The organism is Lacrimispora amygdalina, assembly GCF_900205965.1.
GTDB lineage: Bacteria > Bacillota > Clostridia > Lachnospirales > Lachnospiraceae > Lacrimispora > Lacrimispora amygdalina_A.
In genome coordinates this window covers 17,376-33,567 of sequence record NZ_OAOF01000017.1, presented here as the reverse complement: position 1 = coordinate 33,567, position 16,192 = coordinate 17,376, and the positions used below count along the sequence as shown (strand labels likewise).

12 protein-coding genes are annotated in these 16,192 nt (G+C 43.3%); all 12 read right to left on the bottom strand.

Annotated features, from left to right (window positions below):
- Positions 1-152 precede the first annotated feature (152 nt).
- A complete protein-coding gene (locus CRO04_RS19505) occupies positions 153-851 on the bottom strand; it encodes a DinB family protein (protein ID WP_242974561.1) in 699 nt (232 codons plus the stop codon).
- A complete protein-coding gene (locus CRO04_RS19500) occupies positions 852-1,217 on the bottom strand; it encodes an MmcQ/YjbR family DNA-binding protein (protein WP_097005917.1) in 366 nt (121 codons plus the stop codon). It lies immediately after the preceding gene.
- Between the two features lie 18 nt (positions 1,218-1,235).
- Positions 1,236-1,562, bottom strand: a complete 327-nt coding sequence (locus CRO04_RS19495) for a DUF3788 domain-containing protein (RefSeq protein ID WP_242974566.1) — start codon at positions 1,560-1,562, stop codon at positions 1,236-1,238.
- Positions 1,563-1,729: 167 nt separating this feature from the next.
- Positions 1,730-4,789: a glycoside hydrolase family 2 TIM barrel-domain containing protein gene (locus CRO04_RS19490; RefSeq protein WP_097005916.1), complete on the bottom strand. Its 3,060-nt coding sequence runs from the start codon at positions 4,787-4,789 to the stop codon at positions 1,730-1,732.
- Positions 4,790-4,882: 93 nt separating this feature from the next.
- Positions 4,883-5,716: a carbohydrate ABC transporter permease gene (locus CRO04_RS19485; protein ID WP_097005915.1), complete on the bottom strand. Its 834-nt coding sequence runs from the start codon at positions 5,714-5,716 to the stop codon at positions 4,883-4,885.
- Complete coding sequence (locus CRO04_RS19480; RefSeq protein WP_097005914.1) at positions 5,716-6,609, bottom strand: carbohydrate ABC transporter permease; 894 nt, start codon at positions 6,607-6,609, stop codon at positions 5,716-5,718. Before CRO04_RS19480 ends, CRO04_RS19485 begins: the two co-directional genes overlap by 1 nt.
- A gap of 63 nt (positions 6,610-6,672) precedes the next feature.
- A complete protein-coding gene (locus tag CRO04_RS19475) occupies positions 6,673-8,019 on the bottom strand; it encodes an ABC transporter substrate-binding protein (protein ID WP_097005913.1) in 1,347 nt (448 codons plus the stop codon).
- Between the two features lie 97 nt (positions 8,020-8,116).
- On the bottom strand, positions 8,117-9,658 hold the full coding sequence (locus CRO04_RS19470) for a response regulator transcription factor (RefSeq protein WP_242974565.1): 1,542 nt from the start codon (positions 9,656-9,658) through the stop codon (positions 8,117-8,119).
- Between the two features lie 5 nt (positions 9,659-9,663).
- Positions 9,664-11,430, bottom strand: a complete 1,767-nt coding sequence (locus CRO04_RS19465) for a sensor histidine kinase (protein WP_097005911.1) — start codon at positions 11,428-11,430, stop codon at positions 9,664-9,666.
- Between the two features lie 46 nt (positions 11,431-11,476).
- On the bottom strand, positions 11,477-13,288 hold the full coding sequence (locus CRO04_RS19460; protein ID WP_330400893.1) for a DUF2264 domain-containing protein: 1,812 nt from the start codon (positions 13,286-13,288) through the stop codon (positions 11,477-11,479).
- On the bottom strand, positions 13,209-14,390 hold the full coding sequence (locus tag CRO04_RS19455) for a glycoside hydrolase family 88 protein (protein WP_097005909.1): 1,182 nt from the start codon (positions 14,388-14,390) through the stop codon (positions 13,209-13,211). The genes CRO04_RS19460 and CRO04_RS19455 overlap by 80 nt, the downstream gene beginning before the upstream one ends.
- Entirely contained in the window at positions 14,362-16,191 is a 1,830-nt protein-coding gene (locus CRO04_RS19450; protein ID WP_097005908.1) for a glycoside hydrolase family 2 protein, read from the bottom strand. Before CRO04_RS19450 ends, CRO04_RS19455 begins: the two co-directional genes overlap by 29 nt.
- Position 16,192: the final 1 nt, after the last annotated feature.

Sequence of the window (16,192 nt, the reverse complement as noted above, 5' to 3'; positions counted from 1 at the left end):
TTCTTCTTCTAATTCCATGATTACGCAACATAGTTCCTGCCTCCTTTTCTTTGATTTTGTTGTATTTAATATACAATCATAAGAATACTGCCAATTTTAGAATCTGTCAAGCAAATTTTGAACTTTTATTCATTTATGGAAATTATCGACAATTATATCAGGAAGAATTTCGTTCTGGTCCGAATCTTTTCCTTCCATTTGCAGCAGTCATTGAGATGAAGCATGACATGCCTGGTTGGCGGCATTAACAGCAGTCCGGCGATATCTTTTGAACCCCAAAACTCCAATAGCCATACAGAATCCTTTTGAGAAGTCACTCCGCCTTCCTCCCGGATTTTTATCAGGTCCGCTTCATTCACATCCCGTTTCATGTCTTCAAAGGTTAACTGACTTACGATTTCTCTGGTCCGTTCCCCTACAGCCATGCGGTAATTCAGCAGCTCTTTGCAGTTAACCTGTCTGCTGAACACCATGATCTCCTCATCAGTCATTGCATTCCCGGTATCCTTAATGGGAGAATCAATTCTCCTGCGCCATTCTTCATCAAAAAGCTGATTACCCCGGCCAGTCAGGATTCCCATGGTTAAATCCTCAATTCTGGCAATATGCCAGACTACCCAGGCTATTGTCTCATCATCTTTCCCTGGCATAACTGCGTACTCCCATGGTTTAAGGTCAGAGAACAAACGATCCACTTCATTTTCTTCTCTTTCTTTTATATTCGAAAGATGGAGCTGTTTATGAATGTCCAGAAAAACTTTTTTTGCCTCTTCCGTCCTTTGTTTCTTCCGGATTATCTGATTCAGCGCCTTATGTTCCTCACTTAAGCCCTCACCAAAATACTTCATCATTCACCCCTCGCCCATAAGCTCTTTCTGTCTCTTTTTTGATAGCTTTGAGAAAATAAGATAATAGGACTTTTCCAGCATGTCCTTTAATAAGTCATCCGGTACGTCCCCGTCTGCCTTAACGGAATTCCAATGAAGCTTATTCATATAATATCCTGGTATAATGTCCTTGTACTGCTGCCTTAAAAAATCCCCTTCCGAGGGCTCCAGTTTCATGGTTATCAGCATTTCCTTCCCCTGATCGTCTCTGCATACAGCCGCAAACATCTTACCGTCAATCATATATCTGTCCCAGCTCCATTCCTCTTTAAAATCACTGGTAACTCCGTTCATTTTCTTTAAAAATCCATCAATCCAAGGATATTTCATGGTACCTCCCCCAATTATCTATTTTCTGTTAGGATGTCTTTTTATCATCAGAAGATCTATAAACTCATCAAACAGGGAGACATCGTCAACAGGAAACATGATCCATTTTCCATCATGGTATGTGGTGGACGTATCATACTTTTCCTGTATCAAGGGTGAATAGTTTTGCCTGTCCAGCTCGAATTTCTCCCGTTCTGCTTTACCCAAAATAACCATAAAACCAGAACAGCCCTCTCTTGCATAAAGTGCACAGAGGGTTTTCCCACCTCTGCGGTATTTGTATTCGTACTTCCAGGCCTTACCACCGCTATTCCAAAGGCAGTCCATATCATACACTTCTTCTATTCTTTTGCAGAGAGCTTACCATGCATGAAAAGCATCCCCGCCGATTAAACTAATCATCTCTTCACGAGACGGAATCTTCTCAAGCATGAGAACTCCTTTCTTTTTACTGATCTGTCACCTGTTTTATGGATTATACCATTTATAACACGACAACTGTGTGTCATATTTTACGAAAAATGATATTCATCATATTCTACCTTACCCATTCTTTCTATGGTAAATTCCGTCACCAGTTCTCCCTCAGCGCGAATGCAGTATTCCGGATGAACCGGTGCTCCCCAGCTGTCATCTCCGCCCACTCCCCGCATGGCTCCGAAAATGCTGATCACGGTATACCTTGGTGCAGAAAGATCTTCCTGGTGAGTGGCTGTCTCCAGTTCCTCAGCAGTATAAGGAAGCACCGATGCGTCAAAAGGTGCTGTGACAGCCCGAAAACCGATGGCATTTCCCTTTCGGTCGGAAACCTTCAGCCACCGCACTCCGGTCCTGTTTCCGCATTCCTGGGGTACCAGATAAGGAGACATATTTCCTTCCGGAGTATCTTTATAAATTCCCAGTCTTGCCCCTTCATTCCGGTCACAGTAATTCTCTTCCGGTCCTCTGCCATACCAGGTAAACTGTTTTGCCGCAGCAGGAGTTATGAGTCTCATGCCAAAAGCAGGAAGCTGAGGCAGTCCTTCTTTTCCATGAAATACAGCTTTTACACGGATGTTCCCAGCTGCATTCACTTCATAGGTAACTTCTGTCTCAGATTCCGGCACAGTAGAAAGCTGATAGGTATAAGTTACCAGGATGCGGTCTTGTCTTTCTTCCACTTTGCAGTTTTCATTTCTGTAGGAAGGAAATCTGCCTGCCCCCAGCCACATAGAGCTTTTAACAGAAAATTTATTTCCCTTGTCATTATCAGTAGTGGCTCTCCAGTACACAGGCATAAGAGGTCTTCCCACCCATTCTTTTCCGTCATAAACGATTGAAACAATACTTCCTTCCTGTCTGGAAAAGAGGATCCGGAATCCATCACCTGAGACGCCGATATTCACATCTCCGTAAACCACCTGAAACGAGCTGTGGCTGACAGGCTGAGATTTCCCTTCCATCACACGGACAGTTTCACCAAAGGCAGTTTCAAAGCCGGAGTCTGCCCATATGGTATCCTCCTTTAAAACCGCCGACACCTGATAAACGTATTCCCCTGCTTCTTTCCATTCCGGAATTTCAACCGCTGTATACCCGCAATCTGATGGTTCCACTATGGCTTCAAACCGCTTCTGGAAGATCGGTTCGCCATTCTTTAATACCGTATAAATAAATTCACAGTCAGAGGTGCTCTCAAACAGCCTGCGTTTTTCAATCTTCACTCCCTTTTCATCCGGTATCAGGCGAAGATCCTGATAGAGATATTTTACCTCCTGGGCTTTGGGTGATACCGTACGGTCTGCAAAAACAATTCCGTCGCCGCAGAAACTGTAATCTGTGGGCCGGTCATCGAAATCGCCTCCGTAGGTCATATGCTCTTCCCCGTATGCGTCTTTTTTCATCAGAGACTGATCAATATAATCCCAGATAAAACCGCCCTGATACAGTTCATAACGGTCCTCCATATCTGTATATTTATTCATACCTCCAAGAGAATTGCCCATGGCATGCATATATTCACACAAGATAAATGGCTTTTGTGGATCAGCCTTTAAATAGTTTTCAACCTCATCTGGTTTGGAATACATGCGGCTTTCCATATCGCTGGTCCGGTCAAATTCCCTGTTCCAGAAAACGCCTTCATAATGAACCAGTCTGCCGGGATCCCGTTCCCGGAAGAAATCCGCCATAGCCAGAATATCTTCACCTGCATAGGATTCATTGCCGCAGGACCAGATCAGAACGCTGGGATGATTTTTATCCCGCTCCAGCATGGACTTTGCACGGTCCAGTACACACTCTTTCCACTCAGGCAGACTTCCGGGTACATTCCAGGATGGCTCGCAAGCCCCCATCTTCTGCCAGGAGCCGTGACTCTCTAAGTTCGCTTCGTCAATTAAATAAATGCCGTATTCATCACACAGCTGATACCACAGGCTCTGATCAGGATAATGACAGGTTCTGACTGCATTGATGTTATGCTGTTTTAAAAAACGGATATCCCAGAGCATATCTTCTTTTGTAATGGCCCGTCCTCTTCTCACATTGAACTCATGGCGGTTAATCCCGCGGAAAACAATCCGTTTTCCATTCAGGCACATGATGCGGTTTTTCATTTCAAACCGGCGAAATCCCACTTTTTGAGGTACTATCTCAATCAGACATCCATTCTCATCAAATAAGGAAACCCATAATTCGTAAAGATAAGGATCCTCTCCATTCCACAGACGAGCTCCCGGAACACAGCCGTTAAACACGGTATCCGCTTTTGCCGTCTGGGATTCAAAGGATAAAATATCATTACCGTCCCTGTCTTTTAAAACAGCGCTGACACTTCCAACTATTTCACCGGCAAGGTTTAATTCCACCCGTAAAAGTCCATCCTTATAGTCATCAGAAACATCTGCATGCACAAATAAATCCCTTACGTGACAGGAAGGAACTGCATATAAATACACATCACGGAATATGCCGGAAAAACGGAAGAAATCCTGATCTTCAATCCAGCTTGCACTGCTTCTTTTATATACCTCTACTGCAAGGCGGTTGGTTCCGTCGCATACAGCATGGGTGATCTCAAATTCTGACGGGGTAAAGGAATCTTCCGAATAACCTATAAAAACTCCATTCAGCCACACATAAAAAGCGGTCTCTACTCCCTGAAATGAGAGAAAAAGACGTTTATTCTTTAATTCCTCCTCTAATTCAAACTCCCGTAAATAACTTCCTACCGGATTGTTTTCCGGATCCGTAAAAGGAGGTCTAATATCAGAAATTCCATCCCAGGGATACATGGTATTGATATACTGGCATCTGCCAAATCCCTGCAGCTCTATGTGTCCGGGAACCACGATTGTATCAAAATCTTTTGCTGTAAAATCATTCTGATAAAATTCCTTTATTCTCTCTTCCGGTTTGTCTGCATAGGAAAACTTCCATATCCCGTTAAGCGGCTGACAAAGTGTCAGATTATCATTCACTGCATCTTTTTCTGTATCATAAAACCTATGATCCGAATGAGCTTTAAGCCTGTTCACAGAAAAAACCTGAGGATCATTCAGCCATTCCAGTTTTGCAGTCTTTTCATCCATTAAAAAGTCCTCCTTCTGTAAAAATAAGTTACGTCTATTATAATCTACCCCAGTAAAAGAATCCATTGCATTTTTTATGATTTCCTGTACAATTTATTCTTTCACTGCACCGGAAGCAATTCCTGCCAGAATATATTTCTGAAAAAAAACATATATGACAATGGTAGGCAGCATAATAATAATGATTCCTGCTGCCAGTTTCTGCCAGGAACCCTGCTGTGCATTGGCAAAGTTCATCAAAAAAGTGGTCAGCGTCCGTAACTTATTCTTGGGCATGTAAAGATATGGTATATACATATCATTGATAATTGTTATTGCTTTTATAATAACCACCGTCGCAGTTGCAGGTGCCAGCAGCGGAAAAATAATTCTGGTAAACAGACCAAAGTAAGAACAGCCGTCTAACAGCGCGCTTTCATCAAGAGAAACAGGAAGCGTGGAAATAAACTGACGGTATATATATAGCTGCATCAGATCCGATGCAATATAGATCACAATCGGCGCTCCCAGAGTATTGTAAAGGCCAATACCATTAATAATTTTAAAACGCGCAATCTCAGTTACAAAACTGGGAATGAGCATTCCCAGAAAAAACAGGCTTAAAATTACCTTTTTCAGGCGGAATTCAAAGCGTTCCAGAATAAATGCTGTTATAGTTCCAAAAAGAACGTTAAAGAAAATGCTGACAACAAGAATAAAACCTGTATTTTTAAAACCAATCAGCAGATATTTGTCTCTCAGCACCTTTTCAAAGTTGGCATATGTAATTCTGGAGACCGGCGGCATAAGAAGAGGTGAGGTATTAACCATGTCAGCCTTAGTTTTAAAAGCCGCAAATAAAGTTAAGAGAATGGGTGCCAGAACAATCAAAACCATTGAGATGCAGACAGCCTGTTTCAGCCCCTGTATGGCAATACGTTTCTTCATCACTTTTTCCCCCCTTTCAGAATCAGTCCGTGAATAATCTTATTCTGAATCAGATAGATTATCACAATCATTACCATAATCGCCACTGCCATCGTAGATGCCAGCCCGAAGTTGCTGTATTTGAATGCTGTATCAATGGTATAAAGAGTAAAGGTTGAAGATGCGTAACCAGGACCACCGCTGGTCATGACATATGGAATATCAAATACCTGCAAAGCACCTCTGATGTTATCAAACAGAACAAAATCCACCATCAGCATAATGGCAGGTATCTGTATATTCCGAAACATCTGCCATGCATTGGCTCCGTCAACTCTTGCCGCCTCCTGTACATCCTGGGGAAGAGACTGCAGTGCTGCCATGAAAAGAATCACATGGTAGCCGGAAAAGCGCCACAGGGATACAAAGGTAAGTACAAAGTTTACTATTTTAGGATCTGAAAGCCAGTTACTGATGAAACCTTCTAAGTGAACCATTGTCAGAATCTCATCAAAAGCCCCGTTTATGGGAGAAAAAAAGTAAGAAAAGGCATAGGAAATCGCCACTCCGTTTATGATGTAGGGCATAAATACCATGGTTTTATAAAATCTTGCTGCACGAAGCCGTGAAGTCAGCAAAACTGCAAACAGCAGCTCCATGGGGATAAATATCAAATGACCGAAAAAATATACCGCGTTGTTACGCAATGATAGCCATAAGTCCTTATTTTTAAACATAGCCTCATAATTATCAAGCCCGATCAGATCAAAGGTCTTTGAATATCCATCCCAGTTGGTAAAGCTCATACGAATTAAATCAAATGCCGGAACCACCACAAATCCAATGAGTAAAATCATTGGAATGATGAGGGCGCAGACAATAAATCTTAATCTCTGTTTTTCCAGTGATCTCATGCAAACCTCCTGTTTTGTAAAAAGGGAACAGGGTTCTTACACCCTATCCCCTTCCCCTGTCAATTATTTAATTCCCAGTTTCGTCCTGGCAGCTGCCCATTTGCTATTCAGTTCATCCAGCTGGGTTTTTAAATCAAAACCATCGGTAAACATAGAAGCTCCCAGTTTTTTATAATCGAATGCAATTTCATTTTGAATGGACTGAAACTGATCTCCGCCTCCATCATACATTACCAGTTCCTTATCCGGCTGCAGTTCATCTGCCTGCGCAAGTATTGGGTCTTTTTCTTTGGTGAAGTTTTTCATGGAAGAAGCACTGGTTACATAATTGATATATCCGGGATACCAGTCCTCACTATAGAACCACTCCACAAAAGCCTTTGCCAGCTCCGGATTCTTGCTGTGGGTTGTCACACCCATAAAGGAATCCCCCTGCACGATGACACGATAAGGATCCTCTTTTTGATCTCTGACCGGAAGATAAAAAGTTCCAAGCTGTGAAACATCGTCCGTTCCACTCTTAATATTCTGAAGTCCCCAGTCTCCCAAAGCAATGATAGCCGCTTTTTTCTGAGCAAACAGGGAGGTCACCTGATCATTACCCATGCCCAGAGGATCTTTGCCGAATACATTTCTGCTAAACAGACTGTTTACCTTGGTGTAAGCCTTATTGATATCAGTTCCCTCTGCAAAGGGAGCGTCTGTCTTTGCCATGTCATTCCAGTTCTGTCCGTTTCCTCCCTGAAGAGCCGGCATAAACTCCATATACGGATAATCCGGCCATTCATCCTTTGCTCCCAGCGCAATTGCCATGAAATCAGGGTCCTTCTGGCTGAAATGATCCTGAAGGGTCTGTGCTGCAGTTTCAAACTCTTCCCAGGTAGACGGCACTTCTACTCCGGCCTCTTTAAACATATCTTTCCAATAATACACATATTCATATCCGGCAGTCATCGGAATTCCAAGAATCTTGCCATCCATGGCATAGCCGGAAGCCAGTTCATTATTTTTCGCTGCTTCTAAATCAGACAAATCAATAAGATAGTCTTTGAATCTGGAAAGAGTAAATGGCTTATTAAACATCACATCCGGCAGCTGGTTCGCAGAAGTCCTCATTTTCATCGAATTCCAGTATTCCGAATCATCTTTTATTTTTTCCACTTCAATATCTGCATCTGGATATTTCTCCTGGAATTTCCCCACCATATCATTCTCATCAATGTAATCCATTAAATTGTTATCCCAGATCGCAAATACCAGACTGCCCTCTAAATCCTTGCCGGCCTGCGTTTCTGCTGAAGCGGTCCCCTCCGCTTTTGTCGCTTTAGTCTCCTTAGCAGAAGAACATCCGGCCACACTCCCCATAACCATCGCTGCACAGAGTCCGATGGCAAGCATACGTTTTCTCATGTCTTTCATACCTCCCTTGTATTGATGCACTCATCCTATCATTTCAAGACATCCTTCTCCATGAGATATGGTTGGAAAACTTGATCTTTCGTCAGATTTATTTCCTGTAATTTCCAGGGCTGACCCCCCAGTGCTTTTTAAATACTCTGGTAAAATGCTCCACATTGTTATATCCCACACTCTGACTGATCTCATATATCTTTAAATCCGTTGTCTCCATCAGTTCTCTGGCCTTTTTAATCCGTACCTGCGTCAGATAACTGATGAAGGTTACCCCCTCCTCCTTTGTAAAGCGGGTGCTGAAGTATTTTTCATTAAATCCCACAAATCCTGCCACACTTCCAAGAGTCAGCTCAGGATTTGCATAATTATCTAAAATAAAACGTTTTGCTCTGCTCATCATGTCCATCTGTTTCCGGTCTGACTGATGTGTATGATAATCCATGATCCAGCGGAAATAGTTATTGATCCATAATTCCAGAATTCTGATTTCTTCCATTCGCCCTATTTTTTCGTAATAGTTTACTGCTTCTGGAAAAACAGCAGTAATATCATCATGATTCTCGGAAAATTTCCAGGCCAGGGCGCAGATCAATTGGAGGCACATATCTTTTCCTCCCTCTAATCCTTTCCTGTAAAGCTCTCCAATAAATCGGTCCTTTTCCCCCGAAACCATCAGTTCATCTCCAAGCAAAAGCCCTTTCAGCAATTTATTATAGGAATCTCCTGTATTTTTCACATCCTCATAGGCTGCAGATTTCATCTCCCAGGAGGCAGACAGTGTACCTTTCCCTTTTAGCGGGCATAGCCGCAGCTGCCTGCCCGCTTCCTCAAAACACTTAAGGAAATCGTTCTTGCCATAACCCGGGCTGCTCACTCCCCCTGATACCGTAAGATTCATAAAATGCTTCCACACATTGCATAGCTGCCTGCAGGCAGAGACTGCATTTACCTTATACTGCGCACTATCATTAATCCGGTAGAGCATTAAAAACCGGGAGGGAGCCAGTGTTGCCAGAATACAGCGGGAAGCCACTCTCGGAATCTGTGCTGCCAGCTCAATGAATGGTTTTATCAGTTCATCCTCATAATTATCACCAAAGCGGACCGATACTTTATAGAAATCCTCTATTTCAAATTGAATCACCAAATAATTCTTAGATAGTAATTCTTCGGAAACCGGCTGCTTTCCCATCGCCATCTCAGCAAGCAGGACTGAATCAGAACGCCTGTTTCCAGTATGGTCATCTGCCTGTCTGCCATTAACTTCTGCCGGATTCTTCCGGTCCAGTCTCTCTAATACGGAAATTAAAGCCTCCTGGGTAAGCCCTTCCTTCAATATGTAATCACATGCCCCATAGCGAAAGGAGTCGCGGACCAGATTAAAATCATCATAACCGCTTAAAACCAGAACTTCAGGAACTGGTTGTTCCTTATTTAACTCTTTTAAAAGTCCGATTCCATCCATTACCGGCATCTTCATATCCGTAATGACCAGATCTACAGGATTATTTCTGATATAATCCAGCGCCTGCTGCCCATTTATAGCATCAGCTGCAATGCAGTAACCCAACGCATTCCAGTCAATCAGAGATCGGAGCGTGATTCTTATTATCGTATCATCATCTACAATCAGCACCTGTTTCAAGTTTCGTTCTCCTTTCCTGATAGGGGAATACGAATGAGGGTCCGGGTATATTCTCCCGGTTTGCTTTCCATAACAAAGCTGCATCGTTCCCCATAATTTAAGGATAACCTTGTCCGCACGTTATGGATACCGATTTTCCTGCGTTCACTCTCCTTTGCATGATCTGAGAGCAGACTGGAAATCTCCTCCCTGGTCATGCCTTTTCCATTGTCACGGATTTCCAGAAAAAGGTATTCCTCCTTCCTCTCACCAACGATCCAGATAGTTCCCATCTCTTCCATCATTGCGTCAAAACCATGAACAATGGAATTTTCCACTACCGGTTGTAAAATGAGCCGGGGAACATATGCCAGAAGACAGGCGTCATCCACCTGATAGACTATGTCAAAACCATCGGAATAACGAATTTTCATGAGATAAATAAAACTGTCCAGCACTTCCAGTTCTTCCTTTAACGTATAAAATCCATTGTTACTTCGAAAGGAACCGGATAAAATTTTTATCAGCGCCTCTGCCATACGAGCAATGGACTCATACTTAGACATCTGTGCAATAAAACGGATTGAATTTAAGGAATTTACCAGAAAATGCGGATTGATCTGGGACTGCAGCGCCTGAATTTCTGCCTTATGCTTCTTTTGCTGCTGTTCTTCGTTCTCTGCCATCAGACTGTTAAGCCTTCTAGTCATACTGTTAAATGAGTGAATCATCAGCCGCAGCTCTGCCTGTCCTTTTGGCTGTACATGAACTTCTAAATTCCCCTCCTCCACCATACGCATACCTTCCACAGTGTTGTGAATGGGCTCAATGATGCTCTTTAAGAAATAACTGGAGAAAAGATAAAAAAGCAGAAATAGAAGCAGCATCACACCAATCAGAATCATAGCTGTCCGGTTAAAGCTTCTTGTCAGGGAATCATAGGAAACCACACTGATGATTGAAAGCCCGGTCACAGGCTCTGCTGTGACAACTCTCATATAACGTTTTCCATTTAACCGGTAGCTGAATTGCTCCTCTTCTGAAATACGTTCCGGCAGAAGATCTTTTGTATCTTCTGCATCAAAAATAACATGACCGGACTTGTCTGCTATCATGGCAGTGCCAAGCATGGATTCTTTGTTATACTCTTTTATCAGACGCCCTGCCTGGGAAGAGACAAACAGCGAAGCCATCTCAATCACTCCCTCCCGGTCCACATCCGGTCCGGGAGACATCCCGGCTGCTATGGTGAGGGTATAAGCATTTTTTCTGGAATTCGTAACGCTGTAATCATAAAAGCCCACTTTCACCACATTCGGCTCTGAAAGTGCTTCCTTATACCATTCTGATGTTTTTAACTGATCCGGATTTAAAATTATATCGGATTTCATATAGGTGTGATCCCCTGACTTCATGTAGAACACAGCAGACAGAATATCCTGCACCGGAACCATGGCATAGTTAAAAGACTCAGTCAGAATTTTGGTATAATGATATTTTTCAGCCGGATCATCGGAATTGGTCCTTGCAGCATTTCTCACAATTTCACTGTCATTGACGTATATAAAATGGGATAACCGAAGAGAAACATCTTTGACTTCGTTTCCAAGAACGGAGGCGATATTGTCCTGGGCGCGGCGGATGTTTAATACCGCGGAATCCACCATCTGGGCGCGGAGAATAAAAATAGCCAACAGTGAAATGCACAGAATCGGGATGACAATGAGGGCGAAAAAGCTGTTGTAATAAGAAGCTTTCAATTTCTGCTTTTTATTCATCCACATCTTCTTCACCCTCCTGTCCTGTATGGTTTATCAAGATATTGCTCTGCTACCTTACAGAGCTTTTCACCTGTGTTTCAAGCCTGACAGTTTCTCCTTTTTTTATCCGGTAGGAGACTGCCGGAATTGCTGCATTGGGATAAAGCACGTTGGTATTCGGATCCGATTCAATGATATAGCCTGCTGCATCAGGACCGTCACCTGTTACCAGACAGCTCTGGTCCCCGTTTGATACGACAGATGCGGTTCCCTCCGTCTTCTGTTCATATTCCTTTGTAAACTTTTTAACGGCAAATCCGCAGTCGTAGGCAGTACAGTCATACTGGCTTTTAATCTCATGAATTCTCAGATGACCGTATTCCCTGGGTATAACAGTGGTTGTAACCGAAATCCCGGGAAACGGCTGCCAGCTGCTGGTAACCCGGTCTTCCAAAACTTCATACCTGTCACTGTATTTTCTCACAAAAACATAATCGTCGCCATCGATTACAAAAGCCAGGGAAGAATCAGGCGCGTTTTCATGCAGTATGATCTGACTCCTTGCTACAGAAAAGCCAAAACGAGTGGAGTAGGCAAATTTGGAGTATTTTTCCGGCACGTGGCCATGGCCGTATTTTTCACAGACTCCTGCAGGATACGCGATCACGTCCCTGCCAATCCGCTGCATCAGCATATCAGCCTGCTTTAACGGCTTTATGCTGTCAAGTGGCATGAGAGGTTCCTCTTTAGCAGACCAGAACGGATGATCATCAGGAAGCCCCAGACATAAAAGACTCTTCATACCCCAGTAAGGCGAACCAGGTGCATTATAACGCTCTGCCATAATCAGATTGGGATAAGCATATCCAATGGTCAGAACTCCATCCCGGTCAAACATCTTCTGATTAAGCCACCAGTTAAAATGGCGGGATAAGATCCCTTTTATGACTCCCGCCGGAATATCCTCAAGCCCTGCAAATAAGTAAGCAGACCAGAATGCAGCTTCTCCAAACCGGTAGGAAAGACTTCTTCCGTATGGCAGCGCGGCACCGTTTTCATCAAACCAGTAAATAAAATCTCTGGCAAAAACTTTAGCACGCTCTCTGAAATCATTGCACCGCTTTGGGTCCTCTTCTTCCATTGCAACCGAATACAATAGTCCGTAGTAATGCATGGCAAAAGAAATATAGTAATCCTTCTGACTAGATCCACCATCCCGGTACCAGCCTTCTCCGATATAATAACTTTCTATTTTATCCAGACCTGATTTCAGCTTTTCACTGCTATATGGATAACCTAGCTTTTGCAATGCAACGTTTACCAGTATCATGAAAAACTGCCAGTTACAGTCGGGAATGATATGTTCATTGATTCCGTAAAGCCATTTTGCCAGATTGTCCCGTTCCCTTTCTTCCAAAGGTTCCCAGATCTTTTCCGGAGTAAAGATCAGACCGCTTGCTATGGCCGCCATCTCCACAAACCTCTGGTCATAATCATTAAAACCGCCCCAATATTCGGGTTGAAGGGGATCTGTACCATTTCTTAATCCCTTCGTATAAATTTCTTCATAGCCCTTTCCTCCCCCCAGCCACAAAGGAACCAGCGCCCATAAAGGGCGGGAAAATGCCTCCATCTCCTGACTTACTTCAGGATAAGTAACACCGCTGTCTCCTAAGTGCAGTCTGGCACAGCCATTACTGTATAACGGTTTTAATGGATCTAACAGCCGAAACATCAGCTGTCTGTAATCCTCTTTTGTTTCAAGCTTCATCAACATTCGCCTCTTTTCATCAATTAATTGCTTACCAATATGGATTCCAGTCTGCAGACAGACGCACAAGCGCTTCCATGTAGAAGTAATCTCCCCAGATATTGCATTCATCCACACCCTCCGGTGTACAGGTATTATAAGGAGATTTTTTGGAATACGTACTGTGAAGAACCAGGCCATTGGATTGCGTTTTATCCTTTACTGCATAGTCATCCACTACAGATTTCATGATCTTTTTTGCTATGGAACTGTAATAAGCAGCTTCTGATTCCGGTAAATATCCGGCCATTTCAAGCATGCCGCAGGCAGCAATAGACGCAGAAGAGGAATCTTTTGGTTCTCCTGACCCATCTGTAAATTCCAGATCCCAGTATGGAACTAAATCCTCCGGAAGATGATCGAGAAAATATCCTGTCACATTTTTAAAATCCTCCACGTATTCTTTTCTTCCGGTATAGCGGTAGGCCAGGGCACAACCATACACGCCCCACGCCTGCCCTCTTGCCCAGGCAGAGCCATCCCGGTATCCCTGACAGGTAGCGCCATGGTCCGGTTCCCCTGTCACCATATTCATAAAGAAGGTATGCCAGGTGGAATAATCTTCTCTTATTACGTTAGCAATGGCTGTATGAATATGCTTCTCTGCAATCTCTCTGTATCTGGTATCATTTGTTTCCTCTGATGCCCAGTAAAGAAGAGGCAGATTTAACAGACAGTCAATGATAAAACGGTAATTTTCGGGCTGGTTCATGGGACCCCATGCCTGAATAAACTCTCCTACGGGCTGAAACCGGCTGATCAGCTGATCCGCCGCCTTGATTGCCGCTTCCTTACCAGTCTCATCTCCCACCAGCTTCCAGGCTGCAACACAGGACGGAGAATAAAGAAATCCCATATCGTGATGGTCTACTTCCACCTTATCTTCAATCCGCTTTAAAAAGCTTTTCGCCTGTATGCTTCCGGCTTTTGCAAATGCCTCATCTTTGCTCCACTCATATGCCAGCCACAGCTGGCCGGTCCAAAAACCGGTGGTCCAGTTCACATTAGGGGTCGGCTTATAAAAACCGTCTTCGCTGTATGCTTTTTTAAACGAGTGAGTGAACTCCTCTAAATTATCTTTCAGCTGCCCAACAGCAAAATCCAGGGCTTTGCGGCGCTCGTCTGCTGCCAGCTCCTGTTTACTCTCAAACAGTTTCTCTATCGCTTCCTTCATGATTCTTTATCTCCTCATAAAAATTTTTCATAACTTCAAAGGCCGGCTTTTCCCGCTTCCTGTCCGCAGTTACCAGACCCTTTATGTTATAACCTTTCTGATATGCACCAAGCCGCTTCGGAGTCCTAAAATCATACAAAATCCATGGTGTGGTGCCCTTAATATAATCTGTCTTTCTAAACAGCTCCACCTGTCTTTGATAGATTTTCTCCTGCTCTTCTTCAGAGCCACGGACATTTTTCCTGCCGCTTTTATCTGCCTGATAGCCATCCGCTCCGAACTCACTGATAATCACCGGCTTTCCCGGGTGAGAGCCATTTAATATTTCTGTCAGTTTTTCATAATCCGGATCATACCAGCCGTAATATTCATTCAGTCCAATGATATCCAGATGATTCTCCAGCCGGTCAGAGATCCTTAAATTCACCGTATCCACCAGACATGCAGCAGTGATCAGACGGGACGGATCCAGTTTCTTAGCTGTTTCCGCCAAATCCTTCATAAATTGATACCTGGCATCTGTATCAGGGTTTTCATTCCCCACCGACCAGATAATCACACTGGCTCTGTTAAAATCACGGGAAATTAATTCTGAAAGCTGGTTTCTGGCATCGTTTAAAGCCAGTGTATTTGAAAAATCAATCCACCAGTAAACCGGAATTTCCTCCCAGAGAAGAATCCCTTCCTCATCGGCAATCTCAGATACCCACTGGGTATGGGGATAGTGGGCAAGACGAAGAAAATTGCAGTTCATATTTTTCGCTCTCTGAAACGCTTCCCTGATTTCATCCTTTGTTACTGCCTTTCCATGTTCCTCAGTTTCTTCATGGAGACAGGCTCCCCGTAAGAAAATCTCTCTGCCGTTTAACAATATCTTTCTGTCTTTTGTCTCTATGGTCCGAAATCCGATGACATCTGTCACCTCATCCTTAACTGCTCCCTTATCTCTCAAAGTCAGAAGTACCTGATAACGTTTTGGGTTCTCAGGACTCCAAAGGGATAAATTCTCTGCATTCACGTACACAGTACAAGTACCGTCTTCGCTTACCGGAAACGTTACTTCTATGTTAAGTTCCGGAATGGAAAAAGTCAACTCGCTGTCTGTCGGTTTTTCTTCCCCCTCAATAAGGGCTGTTACTTCAATCGTCCCGTTTTCTCTGTCAATGAGTCCTGCCTTCATATTTTTAATATAGACATCTGTTACAAAAAGAAGAGAAACCTCCCGGTAAATTCCGCCATATAAGAACCAGTCGGTATTTTCACTGGGAATCTGTTCCTTTCTTCTCTTATTATCAGCGATCACAATTAATCTGTTTTCAGCCTGTAAATGAGTTGTTATCTCTACAGTAAACGGAGTGGAACCACCCTTGTGGATTCCCAGAAATATTCCGTTTAGAAAGATTCTTGCTTCATAGGAAACTGCACCGAACTTTAAGAATACACGTCCTTTGTTCTCTTCTTCCAAAGAAAACCGGCGGCTGTATACCGCCGGTCCCTCGTAATAAAAATATTCCGGTTTAGCAAGATTCCATACTCCCGGCACAATGATTTTATCCCAGTCGTCAAAGGCATAATCAAGAGGAATGTTTCGCCCTTCGTCATTTGTTTCCTGTTCTAAAAACCATTTAGCTCTTAAACAGTTATCGTACTGATCTACAGAGAAGTTCCATTCTCCATTTAGGGACTGCTTCTTTCTACCTCCGGGAAAGATCATGGATTCCCCTTGTATAACAGGGAACTCATAGTCACTTTTATAATCATCGTTATGGATATTGTCTACAAAATTTTTTATTATTTCCATT

Bases quoted from the DNA above. Each gene is read 5' to 3' on its own strand.
- CRO04_RS19505 (WP_242974561.1), bottom strand. From the start codon at position 851: ATGATGAAGTATTTTGGTGAGGGCTTAAGTGAGGAACATAAGGCGCTG.
- CRO04_RS19500 (WP_097005917.1), bottom strand. From the start codon at position 1,217: ATGAAATATCCTTGGATTGATGGATTTTTAAAGAAAATGAACGGAGTT.
- CRO04_RS19490 (WP_097005916.1), bottom strand. From the start codon at position 4,789: ATGGATGAAAAGACTGCAAAACTGGAATGGCTGAATGATCCTCAGGTT.
- CRO04_RS19485 (WP_097005915.1), bottom strand. From the start codon at position 5,716: ATGAAGAAACGTATTGCCATACAGGGGCTGAAACAGGCTGTCTGCATC.
- CRO04_RS19480 (WP_097005914.1), bottom strand. From the start codon at position 6,609: ATGAGATCACTGGAAAAACAGAGATTAAGATTTATTGTCTGCGCCCTC.
- CRO04_RS19475 (WP_097005913.1), bottom strand. From the start codon at position 8,019: ATGAGAAAACGTATGCTTGCCATCGGACTCTGTGCAGCGATGGTTATG.
- CRO04_RS19465 (WP_097005911.1), bottom strand. From the start codon at position 11,430: ATGTGGATGAATAAAAAGCAGAAATTGAAAGCTTCTTATTACAACAGC.
- CRO04_RS19460 (WP_330400893.1), bottom strand. From the start codon at position 13,288: ATGAATGCAATATCTGGGGAGATTACTTCTACATGGAAGCGCTTGTGC.
- CRO04_RS19455 (WP_097005909.1), bottom strand. From the start codon at position 14,390: ATGAAGGAAGCGATAGAGAAACTGTTTGAGAGTAAACAGGAGCTGGCA.
- CRO04_RS19450 (WP_097005908.1), bottom strand. From the start codon at position 16,191: ATGGAAATAATAAAAAATTTTGTAGACAATATCCATAACGATGATTAT.